Origin of the sequence: Pseudomonas germanica (assembly GCF_019614655.1) — a bacterium.
Classification (GTDB): domain Bacteria; phylum Pseudomonadota; class Gammaproteobacteria; order Pseudomonadales; family Pseudomonadaceae; genus Aquipseudomonas; species Aquipseudomonas neuropathica.
Map to the genome: position 1 here is coordinate 6,315,292 of NZ_CP071586.1, position 22,140 is coordinate 6,337,431.

Consider the following 22,140-nt stretch of genomic DNA (forward strand, 5'->3'; position numbering starts at 1 on the left):
TACCCCGTCTACACTCGAAACAATCATCCCCGAGCCATAACGAGAGCGTTATGCCCAGATTGGCGTCCGTGCTTTTTTTGCTGTCACTGATGATCTGGACCGCAACGGCTGACGCGCTGACTCTGACCGATGAAGAACGTAGCTGGCTGGCGGCTCACCCGGACTTGCGCCTGGGTGTCGATGCGTCGTGGCCGCCCTTTGAGTTTCGCGACGACCAGAGCCGCTATCAGGGCCTGGCTGCCGACTATATCGACGTGATTCGCCAACGCCTGGCAATCAAATTGACGCCCATCGAACCGGTGAGCTGGACGGTGGTGCTCGAACAGGTCAAATCAGGCAAGATCGACCTCCTGCCCGGCATCATGTCCACACCGGAGCGCCAGACTTACCTGTCGTTTACCCGCCCTTATCTCGACTTCCCTATCGTCATCCTCTCGCACATCGGCGGTGCACAACCGCGCAAACTTGACGACCTGTACGGCTTGAAGATCGCCGTGGTGGAAAACTACGCGCCCCACGAACTGCTGCGCACCCACCACCCCGATCTGAATCTGGTGGCCATGCCCAATGTCAGTTCGGCATTACAAGCGTTGGCGACCGACGAAGTGGACGCCGTCGTCGGCGACCTCGCCTCCAGCGTCTGGAGCCTGCGCCAGCTCAAGCTCGACGGTCTGTACGTCAGCGGCGAAACCCCATATCGCTACCAACTGGCAATGGCCGTCCCCCGTGACAACAAGATACTGGTGGGAATTCTCGACAAAGTCCTTGCTGACATGAGCTCTGATGAAATCAGCAGCATTCAGGAGCACTGGGTCGGCAACGTCCTTGATCATCGGACATTCTGGTCGGATCTGCTGATCTACGGTTTACCAGGTCTGTTGCTGTTGGTGACGATTCTCGCCGTGGTGATCCGCATCAACCGCCGCCTGAGTTCGGAAATCGCCCGACGTATCGACCTCGAACAGGAACTGCGCAGCAGCGAATACCACTATCGTGGCCTGGTCGAGAGCCTGTCGGCCATCGCCTGGGAAGCGCGGATGAGCGACTTCACCTACAGCTATGTGTCGCCCCACGCCGAAGACTTGCTTGGCTATCCACAATCGCACTGGCTGATTCCCGGGTTCTGGCACAACATTATTCACCCGGCCGACCTGACCCGTACGCAGAATTACTGCAAAGAAGCGCTTCGCCAGGGTCGCGATCACATCGTCGATTACCGCGTTATCACCGCTGATGGCCGCTGTTTGTGGGTACGCGACATCGTCAGCCTGATCGAACATGGCCACGAGCCGGTGATGCGCGGTTTGATGATCGACATCAGCGAAATCAAGCGCACTGAAGAAGCGCTGCGGCTTTCGGAACAAAAGTTCGCTTCGGTCTTCCAGCAGTGCCCGGACATTCTAGTGATTGCACGGCTGTCCGATGGCTGCCTGCTGGAGGTCAACGAAGCGTTTGAAGAACAAATCGGCTTGAAAGCCGAAGAAGTGCTGGGGCAAACCGCAACTGACCTGAATATCTGGGGGATACCCGGCGTCGGTCCCGGATTGCTGCAGCGCTTGCAGGCGGGCAGCATTCGCAATCTGGAGATGCCGTTTCGCCGCAACAATGGCCAGTTGTTCACTGGCCTGATTTCCGCCGAGCCGTTCGACCTCGATACCACCCCCGCGCTGGTTGTCGTAGTGCGCGACATCACCCAGCTCAAGGAAACCCAACAGCAACTGCAAACCTCCGAAGAGAAGTTCGCCAAAGCCTTCCACGCCTCGCCGGACGGTTTGTTATTGTCACGCCAGAGCGACGGCCTGCTGCTGGAGGTCAACGAAGGATTCAGCCGTATCACCGGTTTCAATAGCGCCATGTCGGTGGATCGCTCGGCACTGGATCTGGGAATCTGGGTCAACCTCAACGAACGCAAACAGATGCTCGATCTGTTGCATCGCGACGGCTTCGTCCGTGACTTCACCTGCCATATCCGCCGCAGTGACGGGCAGATCCGCCTCTGTGAAGTATCCAGCCGTCCGCTGCCGATTGGCGAAGATGACTGCATGCTGACCATCGCCCGCGACATTACCGAGCGGCATCTGATGCAGGAAAAACTGCAGCAGGCCGCCACCGTGTTCGAAAGTACCGCTGAAGGCGTATTGATCACCGACACCCAACAACACATCAGTGCGGTCAATCGCGCTTTCACCGAAATCACCGGCTACAGCGAAAGCGAAGCGCTCGGGCATACCCCGCGCCTGCTCGCATCCGGTCTGCACGACAGCGCATTCTACGCGGCAATGTGGCACCAGTTGACCGACGAAGGTCACTGGCAAGGCGAGATCTCCAACCGACGCAAGAACGGCGAGCTGTACCCCAGCTGGCTGACCATCAGTGCTGTGCGCAATCGCGACAAGTTCATTACCCACTTTGTTGCCGTGTTTGCCGACATCTCCAGCCTCAAACATGCACAAGCCAAACTCGACTATCAGGCGCATCACGACCCGCTTACCGGCCTGCCGAACCGCACGCTGTTCGAAAACCGCTTGCTGATGGCACTGAACAGCCAGCAGGAAAACGGCAGTCAGGGCGCCGTGCTGTTTCTCGATCTCGACCGCTTCAAACACATCAATGACAGCCTCGGCCACCCGGTCGGCGATCTGCTGCTCAAGGGCATCGCCGTGCGCCTGAAGGAGCAATTGCGAGACATCGATACCGTGGCGCGTCTGGGCGGTGACGAATTCATCATTCTGCTACCCGGCCTGCAACAGGCCAGCGACGCCGATAACATCGCCACCAAACTGCTCAACTGCTTCGGTGCGCCATTCCAGGCCGGCGAGCATGAGTTCTTCATCAGCGCCAGCATTGGCACCAGCCTCTACCCACGGGACGGCTGCGATGTCGCCACCTTGGTGAAAAACGCCGACGCGGCGATGTACCGCTCCAAGGCCAAGGGCCGCAACCGCGTCGAGAGCTACACCCGCGACCTCACTGCCCAGGCCAGCGAGCGCATCGCGCTGGAGCATGAACTGCGTCGGGCCATTGAACGTGATGAACTGTTCCTCTACTACCAACCGAAAATCAGCCTCGACGATCATCGCCTGGTCGGTGCCGAGGCGCTGATCCGCTGGCGTCACCCGACCTTCGGCGACGTGCCGCCAGAGCACTTCATTCCGCTGGCCGAAGAGAACGGCATGATCCTGCAGATTGGTGACTGGGTGCTCGAGACGGCGTGCCGGCAAATGTTCGAATGGGGGCAGGTCTACGACAGCCTCGGCCCGCTGTCGGTGAACCTCGCCGGTGCGCAACTGCGTCAGCCAAATCTGCTCGGACGCATCGAACAGCTACTCAACGACAACCGCCTGCAGCCGGATTTACTGCAACTGGAAATTACCGAGAATTTCATCATGAGTCAGGCTGAAGAGGCGTTGGCGGTGTTACACCAACTCAAACACCTCGGCGTTCAATTGGCGATTGATGACTTCGGCACCGGATATTCTTCGCTCAGCTACCTCAAACGGCTGCCGCTGGACATCCTCAAAATCGACCAGTCGTTTGTCCGCGGACTGCCCGACGATCCCCATGATGCGGCCATTGTCCGGGCCATCATTGCGCTGGGCCGGAGCATGCAATTCACGGTTATCGCCGAAGGTGTGGAAACCCAGGCACAACAACAATTTCTCGCCGCCGAAGGCTGTGAACAGATCCAGGGCTACATCGTCAGCCTGCCGTTACCACCAGAAGAGTTCGCCGCGACGTTTCTTCGTGTAACCGTATCGGATTATTCGGATAGCACAGCCGAGAAACCGTCGCTATAATCCGCGACCTACTGAGGGCCTATAGCTCAGTTGGTTAGAGCAGAGGACTCATAATCCTTTGGTCCACGGTTCAAGTCCGTGTGGGCCCACCAAACCTGAAAGCCGCGCAAATGCGCGGCTTTTGCGTATCTGAAGCGAAAAAATGCGGCTCCTCAAATCGCGGAATAGCTTGTTCCGTCCATAATCTGTCCACTCGTGTGCACTGATGCTGCAACAGACACATCACCTTTCGCACTCCCACCGTCAAGGCCTTTAACCAGCGCGCGGCACCGGCAGTTGCTTCGCGACACTTGGTACTGGCTCACCAGCAGCACCCGGACTTGAGGCCTGCCGAGCGTTGCGCCGCTATCGCCCTTTTGCAAGGATTCGCAAAATGAGTGGTAAACCTGCTGCACGCGTTACAGATCCGACCGCCTGTCCATTGCCCGGACATGCAACCAACCCGATCGTTTCGGGTTCCCCCGATGTAATGTTCGAAGGCCTGCAGGCCGCACGACTGAACGACGCCACCGCTTGCGGAGGCCACATTGCTTCAGGAGTATCCTCCACCGTTTTCATCAACGGCCAACCCGCCGCCATGCTTGGCATGCGTCACCGACCACGGTGCACCGGTCATTCAGGGCGCGAGCACGATCATCATCGGCGACACGCACACTCCCGCGCCCTTCATCCCGATCCCGTCTCTACCCGCGCCATTCTCCGGGCGCTTTCAATTGATCAACCAGGAAACCGGCAAGCCCATGGCTGGCCGCAAGGTCAAGGTCTGGTCCTCCTCCGGCACCAGCTTCTTCGACACCACGGATGCCGAGGGTATGACCCGTTGGGTCAAGGATAAATCGCCGCAAACCCTTCATATGGACCTTGTGCAGGGTGAAAGCAATGACTGAACCGTCCGTATCCCAAGGTGGCATGAAACCAGAGGGTCAGATGAACCCTGTCAGCGTCCTGGAACCCAAACTCGACCCGCAGGACCGGGAAGTACTTTGCTCGGCGATGCGTCACTGCAGCGCTACGCCGAACATCAGCAAGGACGGCAAGAGCCTCAAGTTGCTGCGCGACGAACCGCATCTGGACTCTACAAATTCGCTGGCAGAACGCTTGTAGCGGTCTGCGCGCAGAGAAAAACCGATGCTCGCTGCACATGCTGAACCGCCCGTGATGGGCGGTTTTTTTGCGTGTGCTTTTCTACTCATGAGATCACCCTCCTGTAAATCAACCATTAACCAGTTCGTTACTTCAGTATCCAGGCCCCACAGCCGTGGCGCATCTGATGATCCGAAAAGGGAGTTTTCATGGTTGATGTCACTCGACGCTCATTCGTTGGATTTGCTGCGACGCTGCCGTTACTGGCCCACAACCCCTGGGCACAGGCTCACATTGAAACCGCCTCGACAGCAGCAACTTCCGATGACGTGCTGATCAACTTCAACGAAAGTCCTTGGGGACCCTCAGCGGCAGCCCGGCACGCGATGCAGGAAGGTATCGCCCTGTCGGGACGTTATCCCTACAAGATCCAGTACCGACTCAATGCACTGTTTGCCCGCCAGCAAGGCATTCCCGAGGATTTCGTCCAGACGTATTGCGGCTCCAAACAGGCCTTGCAGCATGCCGTGCATGCCTTCACCCAGCAGGGCAGTCTGGTAGTCGCCGCCCCCTCCTACGAAGATCCCGCCCAGGCGGCTCGTGGCAGGAAAGTCACTGTCCACGAGATTCCCCTGAACGCCGAGCATGCCCACGACCTGCCGCGCATGCTGGTTGCCGACCCTCGGCCCGGTTTGATCTATATCTGCAACCCGAACAATCCGACTGGCACTCTCACGGCTCGCAGCGATATCGAACGTGCCCTGAAGGACAAACCCAAAGGCTCGATTCTGTTGGTCGATGAGGCCTACATTGATTTCTCGCAGGCCACGACGTGCATTCCCCTGGTCAAGGAACACCCCGACCTGCTGGTGCTGCGTACCTTTTCGAAAATTTACGGCATGGCCGGCGCAAGGCTCGGTATCGCGGTGGGCAATCCGGTGTTGCTGGAACAACTGGAGGTGTTCGGCAACTACAACGTCCCAGCCGCATCGTCCCTGCTGGGAGCAATCGCCAGCCTTGAAGACGCGTCGTTGTTGAGCCAAAGGAAACACAACAATACGCGCCTGCGCGAGGAAACCGTCGCGTGGCTGAATACGCGCGGTTTTCGCTGCACGGCGTCCCAAGCCAACTGCTTCATGATAGACGTCAGACGCCCGGCGAGTGACATAGTCAAGGCTTTGGCCGAGCGTCGCGTGCATGTCGGTCGCGTCTGGAAAGAATGGCCGACCTGGGTTCGGGTGAGTGTCGGCACGGACGATGACATGCACCGGTTCCGGGAGGCGTTTGCCGAGGTTATGGCCTAAGCAACACGGGCGTGAAGTAACGGTCAGTTTTCAGCAGTTCAATATCGTCGGCACGCAGATGAAAACCCGATCATCGCCTGCAAGCGTCCGCTCTATTGAGCCTGTAACATGCGCAAGCCACCGATTCGCGCCAATGGAGCCGCCCCCTTGCCAGACATCCGCCCGCCCGTGCTTGATGAAATCGACCGTCAGCTGATCGCCGCCCTGCAGATCAATGCCCGTGAAAGCGTAGCCATGCTCGCGCGGCAATTGGACATCGCGCGCACCACTGTGACGTCGCGTCTGGCGCGGCTGGAAAAAGCCAAAGTGATCACCGGTTATGGCGTGCGTCTCGGCCAGCGAGTGGTCGATGGCGGGTTGCAGGCGTATGTCGGGATCAAGGTGCAGCCGCGCTCAGGCAAAGAGGTGTTGCGCCGGTTGAGTGCGATGGCGCAGGTGCAGCAGCTGTGTGCCGTGAGTGGCGAGTTTGATTATGTGGCGTGGTTGCGCACCGATTCGCCGGAGCAACTGGATCAGTTGTTGGATCAGATTGGCAGTGTGGACGGGGTGGAGAAGACGACGACGTCGATCATTCTGAGTAGCAAGATTGATCGGGGGCAGCCAGTTTGAGGTTTTGATCGGGCTTCTCGGCTGGATCAGAGGGCCTCTTCGCGAGCAGGCTCGCTTCTACACGTTGGTCGATGTGCAGTCTCTGATCGTCATATTGATATGTTAATTGGCAAAACGACGACATTTTGCGTCTTATTAACGTGTTCTACGCTCCCTAGAATGGCTGGCATCTTTTCCTATACTCAGACGCGCATCCTGCGTCGGGTCGCCAGCAAGGTCAGCCATGAACAAGAACAATCGCCATCCTGCAGACGGTAAGAAACCAGTCACCATTTTCGGCCCGGACTTTCCGTTCGCGTTCGACGACTGGATCGAGCACCCGGCCGGTCTCGGCACTATTCCTGAACATCATCATGGCGCTGAAGTGGCGATCGTCGGCGCTGGCATCGCCGGCCTGGTAGCGGCTTACGAGCTGATGAAGCTCGGCCTGAAACCGGTGGTCTACGAGGCTTCGAAGCTCGGCGGGCGTCTGCGCTCGCAAGCGTTCAACGGCACTGACGGCATCGTCGCGGAACTGGGTGGCATGCGTTTTCCGGTGTCCTCCACCGCGTTCTATCACTACGTCGACAAGCTCGGCCTGGAAACCAAACCTTTCCCGAACCCGCTGACGCCGGCCTCCGGCAGCACCGTGATCGACCTGGAAGGCAAAACCCATTACGCACAAAAGCTGGCGGATCTTCCTGCACTGTTTCAGGAAGTGGCTGACGCCTGGGCGGACGCACTGGAAGCCGGCTCGCAGTTCGCCGATATCCAGCAAGCCATCCGCGATCGCGATGTGCCGCGCCTGAAAGAACTTTGGAATACCCTGGTGCCGTTGTGGGACGACCGAACGTTCTACGACTTCGTCGCCACCTCCGAAGCCTTCGCCAAACTGTCGTTCCATCACCGCGAAGTGTTCGGGCAGGTCGGTTTCGGCACCGGCGGCTGGGATTCCGACTTCCCCAACTCGATGCTGGAAATCTTCCGCGTGGTGATGACCAACTGCGACGATCACCAGCACCTGGTGGTCGGTGGCGTCGAGCAAGTCCCACAAGGCATCTGGCGGCATGTGCCGGAGCGTTGCGTGCACTGGCCGGAAGGCACCAGCCTGAAATCCCTGCACCGTGGTGCGCCACGCTCGGGGGTGAAGAAAATCGCTCACGCGGCCGATGGCCGTTTCGCGGTCACCGACAATAATGGCGACACTCGCGAATACGCCGCAGTGCTGACCACTTGCCAGAGCTGGCTGCTGACCACCCAGATCGAATGCGACGAAACCCTGTTCTCGCAGAAGATGTGGATGGCCCTCGACCGCACCCGCTATATGCAATCGTCGAAGACTTTCGTGATGGTCGACCGGCCATTCTGGAAAGACAAAGACCCGGAAACCGGCCGCGACCTGATGAGCATGACCCTCACCGATCGCCTGACCCGCGGCACTTATCTGTTCGACAACGGCGACGACAAACCGGGGGTGATCTGCCTGTCGTACTCGTGGATGAGCGACGCCTTGAAGATGCTTCCGCACCCGGTGGAAAAACGCGTTGAGCTGGCGTTGAACGCGCTGAAAAAGATCTACCCGAAAGTCGACATCGCCGCGCGCATCATCGGCGATCCGATCACCGTGTCGTGGGAAGCCGACCCTTACTTTCTCGGTGCGTTCAAGGGCGCCCTGCCCGGCCACTATCGCTACAACCAGCGCATGTACGCGCACTTCATGCAGGACGAGATGCCCGCCGAGCAGCGCGGGATCTTCATCGCTGGCGACGACGTTTCGTGGACACCGGCATGGGTTGAAGGCGCGGTGCAGACGTCGCTCAACGCGGTGTGGGGGATCATGAAGCATTTCGGCGGTTCGACACATAAAGCGAACCCGGGCCCGGGTGATGTGTTCAAAGACATCGGCCCTATCGCCCTGCCCGAGTAAGAGGAATCCCTGATGCGTGTAGCCCTTTACCAATGTCCACCGCTGCCTCTGGACCCTGCCGCCAACCTGCAACGCCTGCATCAAGTGGCGATGGAGGCCAAAGGCGCCGATCTGCTGGTGCTGCCGGAGATGTTCATGACCGGCTACAACATTGGCGCCGAAGCGGTCAGCACCCTGGCTGAGGTCTACAACGGGGAATGGGCGCAGCAGATCGGCCGCATTGCCAAGTCGGCCGGTTTGGCGATTCTCTACGGTTACCCCGAGCGCACGGCGGACGGGCAGATCTACAACGCCGTGCAGTTGATAGACGCCAACGGTGAGCGCCTGTGCAATTACCGCAAGACGCACCTGTTCGGTGACCTTGATCGCTCGATGTTCAGCCCCGGTGAAGGCGATTTTCCGGTGGTTGAACTGAACGGCTGGAAACTCGGTTTCCTGATCTGCTACGACCTGGAATTCCCGGAAAACGCCCGACGCCTGGCCCTCGACGGCGCCGAGCTGATTCTGGTGCCGACGGCGAACATGATTCCGTTCGATTTTATCGCCGATGTCTCCGTACGCTCCCGCGCCTTCGAAAACCAATGCTACGTGGCCTACGCCAACTACTGCGGCCATGAAGGCGATATCCACTATTGCGGGCAAAGCAGCATCGCCGCGCCTGACGGCAGCCGTATTGCTCAGGCCGGTCTGGACGAAGCATTGATCGTCGGCGAACTGGATCGGCAGTTGATGATCGATTCACGCGCGGCCAATCGCTACCTCAGCGACCGCCGCCCGGAGCTTTACGGCGCGCTGAACAAGCGCTAATCCGCTAGCATGGGCACTCCACTGTTCTGGAAGTGCCCATGCCTGCGCCGACTCACCCCCGCCCCCACACCGAAACCCTGGCCAACGGCTTGCGCGTGACCCTGCGTCATGTGCCAGGCCTCAAGCGCAGTGCCGCTGCCCTGCGGGTGGCTGCCGGTAGTCATGACGTGCCATTGGCGTGGCCGGGGCTGGCGCATTTCCTCGAGCATTTGCTGTTTCTCGGCACTGAGCGTTTTCCGGCGGACGAAGGGTTGATGGCCTACGTGCAGCGCCACGGTTGCCAAGTGAATGCCAGCACTCGCGAACGCACCACTGACTTTTTCTTTGAGCTGCCGACGCGCTCGTTCAGCAAGGGGTTGGAGCGTCTGTCAGACATGCTAGCCAAGCCGCGTATGAATCTGGACGATCAACTGCGGGAACGGGAAGTGTTGCAGGCGGAATTTGTCGCCTGGTCGCAAGATCCTGCGGCTCAGCAGCAGTTTGCGTTGTATGAGGGTTTACCGGCAGAGCATCCGTTGCGCGGATTTCATGCGGGGAATCGGGACAGCCTGAAAGTGGAATTGCCAGCGTTTCAACAGGCGTTGAAGGATTTCCACCAGCAGTTCTATCGCACCGGACAAATGAGCTTGAGCCTGGTGGGGCCGCAGAGCCTTGAAGAGCTGCGCGCGCTGGCCGAGCAGTTCGCAGCGGCTTTGCCGGTTGGGGATAAAGTTGCACAGGTGGCGCCCCTGCCGCTGGCGGTGAAAAGTTATCAACAGGCCGCTGAGCGACGCGGCAATCTGCTGTTTGCGTTCGATGATTTGCCGGAGACTTCCGCCGAGGCAATGGCATTCCTCTGCCACTGGCTGAACAGTGCCAAGCCCGGGGGGTTGCTGGCGCATCTGCAGGAACAGAATCTGGCGGATGATCTGAAAGCCGCACCCCTGTACTGCTTTGCGGGGCAAGCCTTGCTACATCTGGCATTCATCGCACCAGCCGAATCGATGAACGCCATTAGCGAACGCGCAAAGGATTGGCTGAGCTTCTTCGCGCAACAGGATTGGACGCCGCTGCGGGCGGAATACACGGCCCTGGTTCAGCGCCAGCAACAAGTCAGCGGCGCGCTGCAACTGGCACGACTCGACAGCGAGCGACAAGAGAGTGGTCTGTCCGACAGCGGCATCAGCGCCCTCAAACATCTGCTCCGTGAAATCGGTGTTGTGGATAACTTCAGCGCTCACTGGCGATTACCTGCTGCCAATCCATTCCTGCGCACCAGCGAACCGCTCGCCAATGCAGGCCTGATTCGCGGCCAAACCAGCGCCCACCGTGGCCTTCGTACATTTGCTCAGGATCGCTCGCGCGGCCGTCGCGAACGCTCGCCGATGCAGTTCAGCCAGGTCTTGCCGGACAGCGGCAATGAAGGCGCGATTTATCTGCGTTGGCAGGTTGAGTCTGCCGCCAGCCCTGATCTGCACTCGAGATTGCAACGCAGTCTTCGGGAAACTCAGCAAGACGCGCGCGAGGCTGGAGTCGAGTTGTCTTTCAGCACCACAGGGCATCAATGGTTGCTCAAGCTCACCGGCCTGCAGGAGCCAATGCCCAGCGTCCTGGAGCATGCGCTGAAATGTCTGACGCAAGTTGACGCCGATTCGTTGCGTAGTGAGGCGGAAACGCCGCTGATCCCCATTCGCCAGTTGCTGAAAGCGCTGCCGGAACAGGCGCTGGAATCAGCTAAAACCGGCGACGACGCCCAACAGCTGTGGACAACTTCGCATTGGGACGGCCTCGCGTTGGGACTGAGCCAACAGACCCAGTCCGCCTTGGGCCTGGCCCTGAGCCGGGTTCCCGCCATCCCGGACAACCAACTGGCAGCGCCGGCGGCAATCACCGCGCAAAAACACTGGCGCCATGTCGATACCGCCTCCAGCGAACACGCCGTGCTGTTGTTCTGCCCCGCCACCAGCCGCGACATCGTCGAGGACGCCGCGTGGCGACTGTTGGCGCACGTGTGCCAGACGCCGTTCTACCAGCGCCTGCGCGTCGAATTGCAATTGGGCTATGTGGTGTTCAGTGCGCTTCGTCAGATGAATGGCCAAACCGCCCTGCTGTTTGGCGTGCAATCCCCGAGCGCCAGACCTGCGGAGTTGCTCAAACACATTCAACAGTTCCTCAAAGGTATGCCCGCGCTGATCGAACAGTTTGATGAGGCCAGCCTCAACCAGCAGCGGCATAACCTCGCGGATCAATTCGACGCAGCCAATCTATCCAGCAAAGACGCTGCTGAGCTGCTCTGGCAGGCCAGACTCGCAGGCCACTCGTCGGATTATCTTGGGCAATTACTCGCCGCCATTGGCCAACTGGATCGCCAGGCGTTGTTTAACGCAGCACAGCGCTTGATCAACGCCGAGGGCGGCTGGCTCTGTCTCGCCAGCGACCCCGCACCCGGTAACCCATGGCAAACGACAAATTGATCATTACCGAGGCTGCAAGGAGCTTTCTCGAATATTCACGGGCAAACCCGGTGAAATTTTGAGTAACATAGCCGCCTAACTATTTGGAACATCTTTGCGCTGCCGTGGACTATACCTATGGACAGCGCTATCCCACCCAACCTGAGGAGACACCCTATGTCCTGGACAAAACCGGCTTACACCGACCTGCGTATCGGCTTCGAAGTCACCATGTACTTCGCCAGCCGCTGAGTTCTGCTTACGTAGAATTGCAGTGCAACGCCTCGGCTCGCCGGGGCGTTTTATTTTCCGCGTAGAAATGATGGAGCGTTCATGTTCGTCCAGATTCTGGGTTCGGCCGCCGGTGGCGGTTTTCCGCAGTGGAACTGCAACTGCGTCAATTGCGCAGGCTTTCGCGACGGCAGCCTGAATGCCAAGGCCCGCACCCAATCGTCCATCGCGATTTCCGATGACGGCGTGAACTGGGTACTGTGCAACGCCTCGCCGGACATCCGCGCACAGCTGCAAAGCTTCGCCCCGATGCAACCGGGCCGCGCCCTGCGTGACACCGGCATCAGCGCGATCATTCTGATGGACAGCCAGATCGACCACACCACCGGCCTGCTCAGCCTGCGCGAAGGCTGCCCGCATCAGGTCTGGTGCACGGACATGGTTCATGAAGATCTGAGCACTGGTTTCCCGCTGTTCAAGATGCTCACCCACTGGAACGGCGGGCTGGACTGGAACCGCATCGAACTCGACCAGAGCTTCACCGTGGCCGCATGCCCGAACCTGCGCTTCACCCCGCTGCCGTTGCGTAGCGCCGCGCCGCCGTACTCGCCGCACCGCTTCGATCCTCACCCGGGCGACAACATCGGTTTGATCGTTGAAGACTTGAAGACCGGCGGCAAATTGTTCTATGCGCCGGGCCTGGGCAAGGTCGATGCGCCGTTGCTGGAGATCATGGCCGGCAGCGATTGCCTGCTGGTGGACGGCACGATGTGGGATGACGATGAAATGCAGCGCCGTGGCGTCGGCACCCGCACCGGTCGCGAGATGGGCCATCTGGCGCAGAACGGCCCTGGCGGCATGCTCGAAGTGCTGGAGCAGTTGCCTGAGCAGCGCAAAGTGCTTATCCACATCAACAACACCAATCCGATTCTTGACGAAGATTCGCCGGAGCGTGCTGAGTTGGCCCGGCGTAATGTTGAAGTGGCGTTCGATGGCATGAGTATTGTGCTGTAAGCATTTAAGACCGCTGCGCGGTCTATCGCGAGCAGGCTCACTCCTACATTGGAATGCGATCACTTGTAGGAGTGAGCCTGCTCGCGATAAGACCGGTACAGACACCAGATATTTCTAGGGTTGTTCCCCGGAGAACCGCAATGACCGACACCCCGCTTTCCCCGGCCGAATTCGAAGCGGCCCTGCGCGCCAAAGGCGCCTATTACCACATCTACCACCCGTACCATGTGGCGATGTACGAAGGCCGCGCCACCCGCGAACAGATTCAGGGCTGGGTCGCCAACCGCTTCTACTATCAGGTGAACATCCCCCTGAAGGACGCGGCGATCCTCGCCAACTGCCCCGATCGGGAAATCCGCCGCGAGTGGATTCAACGCCTGCTCGACCACGACGGCGCCCCCGGCGAGGACGGCGGCATCGAAGCCTGGCTGCGTCTCGGCCAAGCGGTCGGCCTCGACCCTGATCAACTGCGTTCCCAGGAACTGGTGCTGCCCGGCGTGCGTTTCGCCGTCGACGCCTACGTCAACTTCGCCCGCCGCGCCAGTTGGCAGGAAGCCGCCAGCAGCTCGTTGACCGAACTGTTTGCACCACAGATCCACCAGTCGCGCCTCGACAGTTGGCCGCAGCATTATCCGTGGATCGACCCGGCCGGTTACGAATACTTCCGCACCCGTCTCGGTCAGGCGCGACGCGATGTCGAGCACGGTCTGGCGATCACGCTTGAGCACTACAAGACGCGTGAAGGCCAGGAGCGCATGCTGGAAATTCTCCAGTTCAAACTGGACATTCTTTGGAGCATGCTCGATGCCATGAGCATGGCCTACGAACTGAACCGCCCGCCGTATCACAGCGTCACCGAACAACGCGTCTGGCACAAAGGAATCACCTTATGAGTTTCGACCGCAGCAAAGTCCCGACCTGGCGTCCCGGCTACCGCTTCCAGTACGAACCGGCGCAGAAAGGCCATGTGCTGCTCTACCCCGAAGGCATGATCAAACTCAACGAAACCGCTGCGTTGATCGGCGGTTTAATCGACGGCGAACGCGATGTCGCGGCAATCATTGCCAAACTCGATGAGCAGTTCCCGGGCGTGCCTGAGCTCGGTGACGACATCGAGCAATTCATGGAGGTTGCCCGTGCGCAGCACTGGATCGAACTTGCCTGATCTGCCGCCCAAGCCTGAAGTCGGCCTGCCGCTGTGGCTGCTCGCCGAGCTGACGTATCGCTGCCCACTGCAATGCCCGTACTGCTCCAATCCGCTGGATTTCGCCGAGCAGGGCAAAGAGCTGAGCACCGAGCAGTGGATCAAGGTGTTCCGCGAAGCGCGGGAGATGGGCGCGGCGCAATTGGGCTTTTCCGGCGGCGAGCCGCTGGTGCGTCAGGATCTCGCGGAGCTGATTCATGAAGCGCGGCAGTTGGGTTTCTACACCAACCTGATCACCTCTGGCATCGGCCTGACCGAGCAGAAAATCAGCGACTTCAAGAAGGCCGGGCTCGATCACATCCAGATCAGTTTTCAGGCCAGCGATGAGCAAGTGAACAACCTGCTGGCCGGCTCGAAAAAGGCCTTCGCGCAAAAGCTGGAAATGGCTCGCGCAGTGAAGGCCCACGGCTATCCGATGGTGCTGAACTTCGTCACCCATCGGCACAACATCGACAAGATCGACCGCATCATCGAGCTGTGCATTGCGCTGGAAGCCGACTTCGTTGAACTCGCCACCTGCCAGTTTTACGGTTGGGCGCAGCTCAATCGTGTCGGCCTGTTGCCGACCAAAGAGCAACTGGTGCGCGCCGAGCGCATCACCAACGAATACCGCGCGAAGCTGGAAGCCGAAGGGCATCCGTGCAAGCTGATTTTCGTCACCCCGGATTACTACGAAGAACGCCCGAAGGCCTGCATGAACGGCTGGGGCAGTATTTTTCTGACAGTCACACCGGACGGCACCGCCCTGCCTTGTCATGGCGCCCGACAGTTGCCGGTGCAATTTCCCAATGTGCGCGATCACAGCATGCAGCACATCTGGTACGACTCGTTCGGCTTCAACCGCTTCCGTGGTTACGACTGGATGCCCGAGCCGTGCCGCTCGTGCGACGAGAAAGAAAAAGACTTCGGCGGCTGCCGCTGTCAGGCGTTCATGCTCACCGGTGATGCGAGCAATGCCGACCCGGTGTGCAGCAAGTCCGAACATCACGGCGTGATTCTCAAGGCCCGCGAAGAAGCCGAGACTGCCACTCAAACCATCGAACAACTGGCCTTCCGCAATGAACGAAACTCGCGCCTCATCGCCAAGGGCTGAGCCATTCAGCGCTTCGCAAGCCGTCGCTGCCGGCATGGACTTCGCCGAACTTCAGCTCGGCGCCAACGGGCTGTTCTGGAATGAATATCGTCCGGAAGATGCCGCGTGCCGGATCTGGCATTGGCGCGATGGCGTGACGAAATGTCTGACGCCGAATGGTTTTAGCGTGCGCAGTCGCGTGTACGAATATGGCGGTGGCGCGTTTTGTCTGACGCCGGATGGGGTGGTTTTCGTCGCTGAGGCGGATCAGCAGTTGTATCGCCAGAAGCTCGGTGGCGAGCCGGAAGCATTGACCTCGGGCGAGTGCCGTTATGGCGATCTGCATTTTGCTTTCGGCCAAGTGCTGGCGGTCGAAGAACAGCAAGATCAGCATCGGCTGGTAGCAATCGATCTGGCTGACGGTGGGCGGCATTTATTGGCTGAAGGCGCGGATTTTTATGCGGCGCCAATCCTTAGTGTGGATGGCCAGCGCTTGGCCTGGATCGAGTGGAGTCGGCCGCATCAGCCGTGGACGTCGACCCGGTTGATGGTGGCTGAGCGTTCGACTGACGGTGCATTTGGTTCGCCGCAATGCATTGCCGGCACCGAGGTTGAAGAGTCCATTCAGCAACCGCGATTCGATGCCGACAATCGCCTTTATTGCCTGACCGATCGTGGTGGATTCTGGCAGCCGTGGGCTGAGACTTCCAACGGTTTGGAGCCATTACCTGCTGCGCAAGCCGATCACGCGCCAGCACCGTGGCAACTGGGCGGCTGCACTTGGTTGCCTGTTGAAAATTCGGTTTTAGCCAGTTGGAGTGAAGGCGGTTTCGGCCGTCTGACATTAGGCGATGACGACTTCACCGGTGACTACAGTCGTTTCCGGCATTTGGCTTTGGATGCGCAATTTATCTACTGCATCGCCGCCTCGCCGATCAGTCCTTCTGCGGTCATCGCCATTGATCGGGCGACGCGCAAAGTGAACATGCTGGCCGGCGGCGTAGCGCCTTTACCCGCAGAGCGCATTAGCCGTCCGCAAACCCTGTGTTACCCAAGCGGTTCGGGCGAAGCGCATGGGTTCTTTTATCCGGCCATGAGCGGCGAGACAAACCCGCCGCTGGTGGTGTTCATCCACGGCGGCCCGACATCGGCCTGCTACCCGATGCTCGACCCGCGCATTCAATACTGGACGCAACGCGGCTTCGCCGTGGCCGATCTCAACTATCGCGGCAGCAGTGGTTATGGCCGCGAATATCGGCAGGCCTTGCATCTGAGCTGGGGTGAGGTGGATGTCGAGGATGCTTGTGCGGTGGTGAGTCATCTCGCCGGCCAGGGTTTGATCGACGGTGATCGCGCATTCATTCGTGGCGGTAGCGCAGGTGGCTACACCACGTTATGTGCGCTGGCGTTCAAGCAAGTCTTCCGCGCTGGAGCGAGCTTGTACGGCGTCAGCGACCCGGTTGCGTTGGCTCGAGCTACGCACAAATTTGAAGGTGATTATCTGGACTGGCTGATCGGCGATCCCGAGCAAGACGCCGAACGCTACGCCGCACGCACGCCGTTGTTGCACGCAAACAACATCCGCGTACCGGTGATTTTCTTTCAGGGTGAACTGGACGCCGTGGTCGTGCCACAACAGACCCGCGACATGGTCACGGCGCTGGAGCACAACGGCGTCCCGGTCGAAGCGCATTACTACCCCGACGAACGCCACGGATTCCGCCGCGCGGCCAATCAAGCGCATGCGCTGGAGCAGGAGTGGAAGTTCTATCGCCAGGTAATGGGATTGACGGACTGATCACCGCGCCCTGTTCAAAACCGGGTTGCCCCATTCGCTAGCAGGCTCGCTCCCACATTGGATCTGTGTTGTTCACAAATCCCCTGTGGGAGCGAGCCTGCTCGCGAAAGCTATCTACTTGGCGCCGCAGTACTCAGCGCTTGGCGATGATGTACACCGCATGCACGATCCCCGGAATATAACCGCACAACGTCAGCAGAATGTTCAACCAGAACGCCCCGCCAAACCCGACCTGCAGAAATACGCCCAGTGGTGGCAACAGAATAGCGATGATGATGCGAATGAAATCCATGGGGCAGCTCCTGTATGGGGGTTGGCTCACTTGAGCCATACAAGCTAATCGACCTGCGCCGCTCGTCAGGGTTCAGTGCAACGGCCATTTGATCGCCACCACCTCAAAAAAAACGCCCCACGCCAAAAGAATCAGGCGTGGGGCGTGCGTTATACCGCGAGACGGTTCTGGAAATCGGGTAAGAAACTTCAGTTCAGACGGCAATCCCCTTGCGGCATTGCAGTTGTGCGGTTCGCACTCGCGAGAAGGCGCGGCCCAGGCGCAGGAGCATTTCGTCGATGTTGGTTTTGCTGACGGTAAGGGCCGGGGTGAAGCGCAGGCAGTTGGCTTGCGGGGCGTTGAGCAGCAAGCCTTCGTGAAGGGCGGCGTGGACCACGGCCTCAGCGGAATCGTCCGACAGGGTCAGTCCGTAGAACAAACCTTGGCCACGCAGTTCGCCGTGGTCGTAGCGGTGCGCCAATCGGGCCAGGCCTTCGCGCAGATGCTGGCCATTATCGTTGACCTGCTGCAGGAAGCTGCGGTCGTACACGCTGTCGAACACCACCAGGCCAGCCGCTGTCATCAGCGCATTGCCGTGATGCGTGCCGCCCAGTTCACCCGTGTCGAAACAACACGCCTTGCCCCGCGCCAGCAGCGCCGCCAAGGGCACACCGCCGCCAAGGCCTTTGCCGAGCACGACGATATCGGCGCGTACGCCATAGGACTGTTCGGCAAGCAAGGTGCCGCAGCGACCGATGCCGGTTTGTACTTCGTCGAGGATCAGCAGAATGCCCAGCTCTCGGCACAGACGTTCAACGCCTTTTAGGTAATGCTCAGTCGCCGGAACAACCCCGGCATCGCTCTGGATCGGCTCCAGCATGATCGCCACGGTTTGCGCATCGACCGCGGCGTGCAGCGCGGGCAAGTCGTTGAACGGCACCAGATCGAAACCCGGCAGTAACGGCGCAAAACGGTTGTGCAGGTTGCAGCTGTCGGAGGCAGAAATCGTCGCCAGACTGCGACCATGACAGCCCTGCTTCGCCACAATGATTCGCGAAGCGCCGCCACGATGCAGTTGGCCCCATTTGCGCGCCAGTTTGATCGCCGCTTCACAGGCTTCGCTGCCGCTGTTGAGCAGATAGGCCTGATCGCTGGAGGTGCTGGCGCACAGCCGTTCAGCGAGGCTGAGCATGCCGCGATTGTGCAGGTTGAAACCGGGATTGATCAGCGCCTGCGCCTGGCTGGCAATCGCTTTGACCAGCGCTGATGGGCTGTGGCCAAGACTGTTGGCGCCACCGGCCTGGGAAAAATCGAGGTACGCGCGGTCATTGCTGTCCCACAGCCACGAACCCTGACCACGCACGAACACCTGTTGCGGCCGTTCGACGCTGGGCATCAGGCGCTCGGAGCTAAGATTTTCGTTGATATCAGAAGGATCAGCCTCAAAAGCGAGGTCATCGAGACTCGGCGTCTGGCGCCGCAAACTGAACAGATTCATTGAAAAACACCACGTTTAAGGTGTTTTGAACTGCCTATGCAAACACTGTCGAAGCGAACGCTATTCATCGCGCTTTCTGGCCCTGTAAGCCTTGTGAATGCGGTTAGACTAGGCTCACTGAGGTCTGCGGGCCATTTCGATTTACCAGCATTTTCGATAAGCATTACTTATGGATTTCAAACAACTGCGTTATTTCGTCGCGGTCTACGAAGAAGGCCATGTCGGCCGCGCCGCCGAACGCCTGTCGATCTCGCAACCGGCACTGTCGCAGCAGATCCGCCAGCTCGAACAGAACCTCGACGTCACCTTGTTCGAACGCAGCAGCAAACGCCTGCTGCCGACCCTCGCCGCGCACACGTTGTACAACCACGCTTTGCCACTGCTCGACGGATTGCAGCGGGCGCGTGAGGCGCTGGGCAACTTCAAGGGGCAGGCCTTGCGCACGCTGGCAATCGGCGTGCTGCAAACGGTTCACACCAGTCTCGTTCCGCAAATGCTTGAGCGGGTGCGCAAGGCACAGCCACATCTGGTGGTGCAGATCTATGAATTGACCGGACTTGAGATCGAGCGGCGGCTGCTCAACGGTTCTTTGGACATCGGCATCAGTTACCTGCCGCCGCGCCAACCCGGCCTGCACGGCGTGATGCTCTACGAAGATGAACTGACGCTGGTCATCCCGGCGGATCATCCGCTGCGTGAATTCAAGAAAGTTTCGATGCGCCAGGCTGCCGAGCTGCCGATGTTGCTGCTGGGCGAAGAGTTTCAGATCCGCCAGATCTGGCAGGCGCAATTGACCGCGCTCGGACGACGCCCGCAGGTGCAGGCCGAACTGAACAATATGGTGGGGATACTCGACAGCCTGCCGCACACCAAACTGGCGACGGTGCTGCCGGGGCGTTCGCAAAAGGAGTACGACGATCAGGATCTGCTCTGGAAACCGCTGAGCGAACCGCGCGTGCCGCTGAAGGTAGGGTTGGTCTGTCGCGATGTGCAGCGCCAGCAGGCGCCTTTGGCGCTGTTGCAGACATTGTTGGAAGAAGTGATGGAGCGCGAAGTGAAGCCGGCGCTTGATCCGCTGGCCTGACTACTTTTCTGCAGGCAAAAGAAAACCCCGCCGAAGCGGGGCTTTGCAGACTGTTTCCCTGACATCCATTTCACTCCGCCACCCTGGCAGAATCCTACGTGTCCGTGTTGTTGCTTTGCGCTTCCTGCGCGACGTCCATGAAATGTAGATTAGCCGTGGATCCAATCTACGCATATGGGAGAACAGCAGCACGTCATGTAAGAGAATGCTTACATGACGTCATCGCATCAGAATTGCGCCGCATCCAGCAGGAACAGCGACTCGCTACCGGCCTTCACCGACGCACTCAACGAGTGAATACGCGGCAGCAAGCGGGCGAAGTAGAAGCGCGCGGTGCCCAGTTTGCTGGCATAGAAATCGTCTTGCGCTTCTTTGCCTAGCGAAGCTTTGGCCATCAATGCCCACATGTAGGCGTACGCTGTGTATCCGAATGCTTGCAAATATTCGACCGAAGCCGCGCCGATTTCGTTCGGGTTGTTTTTCGCCCGATCCAGCAGCCACGAGGTCAGCTCGTCGAGGGTGTCGACGGCATCGTTCAGCGGTTTGGTGAATTCGCCCAGATCGGCGCTGGCCGTCGCGGTGAAATGGCGGATCTCGTCAGCGAACAGCTTGTAGAAAGCGCCACCGCTGCCGACGATCTTGCGCCCGACCAGGTCCAGTGCCTGAATGCCGTTGGTGCCTTCATAGATCTGGGTGATGCGCACGTCACGTACCAGTTGCTCCTGACCCCACTCGCGGATGTAGCCGTGGCCGCCGAAAATCTGCTGGCCGTGCACGGTGGTTTCCAGACCCAGGTCGGTGAGGAATGCCTTGGCCACAGGCGTCAGCAACGCGACCAGATCTTCCGCACGTTTGCGGGTGGTGGCGTCTTCGCTGAACTTGGCGGTGTCGAGCTGCATCGCTACGTAGGTGGAGAACGCACGGCCGCCCTCGTTCGAGGCTTTCATGGTCAGCAACATGCGCCGCACGTCCGGGTGGACGATGATCGGGTCAGCGACTTTGTCTTTGTTCTGCGCGCCAGTCGGCGAACGGCTTTGCAGACGGTCGCGGGCGTATTCGACGGCGTTCTGATAGGAGCGCTCGCCGGTGGCCAGACCTTGGATGCCCACGCCCAAACGCTCGTAGTTCATCATGGTGAACATCGCGGCCAGACCTTTATTCGGCTCACCGACCAGATAGCCCACGGCTTCATCGAAGTTCATCACACAGGTCGCGGACGCCTGGATGCCCATTTTGTGTTCGATCGAACCGCAGTTCGCCGGGTTGCGCGCGCCCAGGCTGCCGTCGGCGTTGACCATGAACTTCGGCACCAGGAACAGCGAGATGCCCTTAGGACCGGCCGGGGCGTCCGGCAGCTTGGCCAGCACCAGGTGAATGATGTTTTCGGTGAGGTCGTGTTCGCCACCGGTGATGAAGATCTTGGTGCCGCTGACTTTGTACGACCCGTCGGCCTGAGGCTCGGCCTTGGTGCGAATAATCCCCAGGTCGGTGCCGGCGTGCGGCTCGGTCAGGCACATCGAGCCGGCCCAGACGCCAGCGTACATGTTCGGCAGGTACGCGGCTTTCAGCTCTTCGCTGGCGTGAGCGTTGATCGACAGGCAGGCGCCGGCGGTCAGCATCGGGTACAGACCGAACGACAGGCTGGCGGAGTTGACCATTTCTTCGACTTGCGCCGACACGGCTTTGGGCATGCCCATGCCGCCGTATTGCGGATCGCCACCGACGCCAACCCAGCCGCCTTCAGCGTACGTCTGATAAGCCTGTGGGAAACCGGCCGGCGTGGTGACGGCACCGTCCTTCCAGTGGCAGCCTTCTTCGTCGGCAGCGCGGCTCAGAGGTGCGATGCTTTTGCTGGTGACTTTGCCGGCCTCTTCGAGAATGGCTTCAACGGTTTCGGCGTCGACAGTCTCGGCCAGGGCCGGCAGTTCGGCCCAGAGCTTGGCGACCTCGAACACTTCATTGAGGACGAAGCGCATATCGCGCAGCGGCGCTTTGTAGTCAGCCATGGCAAACCTCGCAAGATCTAAACA

17 protein-coding genes, 1 tRNA gene and 1 pseudogene are annotated in these 22,140 nt (G+C 59.7%); 16 read left to right on the top strand and 3 right to left on the bottom strand.

All coding sequences use genetic code 11. From position 1 onward, the window contains the following. Window positions 1–50: 50 nt before the first annotated feature. The 15 genes and pseudogenes from J0G10_RS28100 to J0G10_RS28170 all read left to right on the top strand — a co-directional run bounded on the left by J0G10_RS28100 (window position 51) and on the right by J0G10_RS28170 (window position 17,257). Window positions 51–3,797 (top strand): bifunctional diguanylate cyclase/phosphodiesterase, encoded by a 3,747-nt coding sequence (locus tag J0G10_RS28100; RefSeq protein WP_095050307.1) that lies wholly within the window; start codon window positions 51–53, stop codon window positions 3,795–3,797. A 15-nt stretch (window positions 3,798–3,812) separates the two neighbouring features. Next, window positions 3,813–3,889, top strand: a tRNA-Ile gene (locus J0G10_RS28105). Window positions 3,890–4,170: 281 nt separating this feature from the next. Continuing rightward, window positions 4,171–4,684 (top strand): annotated as a pseudogene (locus tag J0G10_RS28110) (PAAR domain-containing protein). Next, on the top strand, window positions 4,677–4,901 hold the full coding sequence (locus J0G10_RS28115) for a hypothetical protein (protein ID WP_176471330.1): 225 nt from the start codon (window positions 4,677–4,679) through the stop codon (window positions 4,899–4,901). The pseudogene J0G10_RS28110 and the gene J0G10_RS28115 overlap by 8 nt, the downstream one beginning before the upstream one ends. A 188-nt stretch (window positions 4,902–5,089) precedes the next feature. Continuing rightward, window positions 5,090–6,184, top strand: a complete 1,095-nt coding sequence (ptaA, locus tag J0G10_RS28120) for a pyoverdine biosynthesis transaminase PtaA (protein WP_095050306.1) — start codon at window positions 5,090–5,092, stop codon at window positions 6,182–6,184. A gap of 147 nt (window positions 6,185–6,331) precedes the next feature. Next, window positions 6,332–6,793: an Lrp/AsnC family transcriptional regulator gene (locus J0G10_RS28125; protein ID WP_095050336.1), complete on the top strand. Its 462-nt coding sequence runs from the start codon at window positions 6,332–6,334 to the stop codon at window positions 6,791–6,793. A 223-nt stretch (window positions 6,794–7,016) separates the two neighbouring features. Then, complete coding sequence (locus J0G10_RS28130) at window positions 7,017–8,699, top strand: flavin monoamine oxidase family protein (protein ID WP_095050305.1); 1,683 nt, start codon at window positions 7,017–7,019, stop codon at window positions 8,697–8,699. 12 nt (window positions 8,700–8,711) lie between these two features. Continuing rightward, a complete protein-coding gene (locus J0G10_RS28135; RefSeq protein ID WP_220557078.1) occupies window positions 8,712–9,506 on the top strand; it encodes a carbon-nitrogen hydrolase family protein in 795 nt (264 codons plus the stop codon). Between the two features lie 38 nt (window positions 9,507–9,544). Beyond that, window positions 9,545–11,959 carry a pyrroloquinoline quinone biosynthesis protein PqqF gene (gene pqqF, locus J0G10_RS28140; protein WP_220557079.1) on the top strand — a complete coding sequence of 805 codons (2,415 nt, stop codon included), beginning with the start codon at window positions 9,545–9,547 and terminating at the stop codon, window positions 11,957–11,959. Between the two features lie 156 nt (window positions 11,960–12,115). Then, the gene (gene pqqA / locus J0G10_RS28145; protein WP_003422658.1) at window positions 12,116–12,190 is read left to right on the top strand and encodes a pyrroloquinoline quinone precursor peptide PqqA; all 75 of its coding nucleotides are present in this window, start codon (window positions 12,116–12,118) and stop codon (window positions 12,188–12,190) included. Window positions 12,191–12,271: 81 nt separating this feature from the next. Next, window positions 12,272–13,183, top strand: coding sequence for a pyrroloquinoline quinone biosynthesis protein PqqB (gene pqqB / locus J0G10_RS28150; protein WP_064388219.1), 912 nt, complete (start codon window positions 12,272–12,274; stop codon window positions 13,181–13,183). Window positions 13,184–13,323: 140 nt separating this feature from the next. Continuing rightward, window positions 13,324–14,076: a pyrroloquinoline-quinone synthase PqqC gene (gene pqqC / locus J0G10_RS28155; protein WP_042606685.1), complete on the top strand. Its 753-nt coding sequence runs from the start codon at window positions 13,324–13,326 to the stop codon at window positions 14,074–14,076. Next, window positions 14,073–14,348, top strand: a complete 276-nt coding sequence (gene pqqD, locus J0G10_RS28160; RefSeq protein WP_095050301.1) for a pyrroloquinoline quinone biosynthesis peptide chaperone PqqD — start codon at window positions 14,073–14,075, stop codon at window positions 14,346–14,348. Before pqqC ends, pqqD begins: the two co-directional genes overlap by 4 nt. After that, a complete protein-coding gene (pqqE, locus tag J0G10_RS28165) occupies window positions 14,341–15,480 on the top strand; it encodes a pyrroloquinoline quinone biosynthesis protein PqqE (protein ID WP_016983158.1) in 1,140 nt (379 codons plus the stop codon). Before pqqD ends, pqqE begins: the two co-directional genes overlap by 8 nt. Next, window positions 15,446–17,257 (top strand): S9 family peptidase, encoded by a 1,812-nt coding sequence (locus J0G10_RS28170; RefSeq protein WP_095050300.1) that lies wholly within the window; start codon window positions 15,446–15,448, stop codon window positions 17,255–17,257. The genes pqqE and J0G10_RS28170 overlap by 35 nt, the downstream gene beginning before the upstream one ends. Window positions 17,258–17,390: 133 nt before the next feature. Here the strand turns inward: J0G10_RS28170 and J0G10_RS28175 are convergent, their stop codons facing one another. Together J0G10_RS28175 and J0G10_RS28180 are read right to left on the bottom strand one after the other, a co-directional pair. After that, a complete protein-coding gene (locus tag J0G10_RS28175; protein ID WP_003228885.1) occupies window positions 17,391–17,549 on the bottom strand; it encodes a YqaE/Pmp3 family membrane protein in 159 nt (52 codons plus the stop codon). A gap of 193 nt (window positions 17,550–17,742) precedes the next feature. Further along, entirely contained in the window at window positions 17,743–19,026 is a 1,284-nt protein-coding gene (locus tag J0G10_RS28180; RefSeq protein ID WP_095126227.1) for an aspartate aminotransferase family protein, read from the bottom strand. A gap of 169 nt (window positions 19,027–19,195) precedes the next feature. Between J0G10_RS28180 and J0G10_RS28185 the strand changes: the two genes are divergently transcribed. Next, the gene (locus J0G10_RS28185; protein WP_077574788.1) at window positions 19,196–20,110 is read left to right on the top strand and encodes a LysR family transcriptional regulator; all 915 of its coding nucleotides are present in this window, start codon (window positions 19,196–19,198) and stop codon (window positions 20,108–20,110) included. Between the two features lie 227 nt (window positions 20,111–20,337). Here J0G10_RS28185 and J0G10_RS28190 read toward each other — a convergent pair whose 3' ends face one another. Beyond that, window positions 20,338–22,116 (bottom strand): acyl-CoA dehydrogenase C-terminal domain-containing protein, encoded by a 1,779-nt coding sequence (locus J0G10_RS28190; RefSeq protein ID WP_194935268.1) that lies wholly within the window; start codon window positions 22,114–22,116, stop codon window positions 20,338–20,340. Window positions 22,117–22,140: the final 24 nt, after the last annotated feature.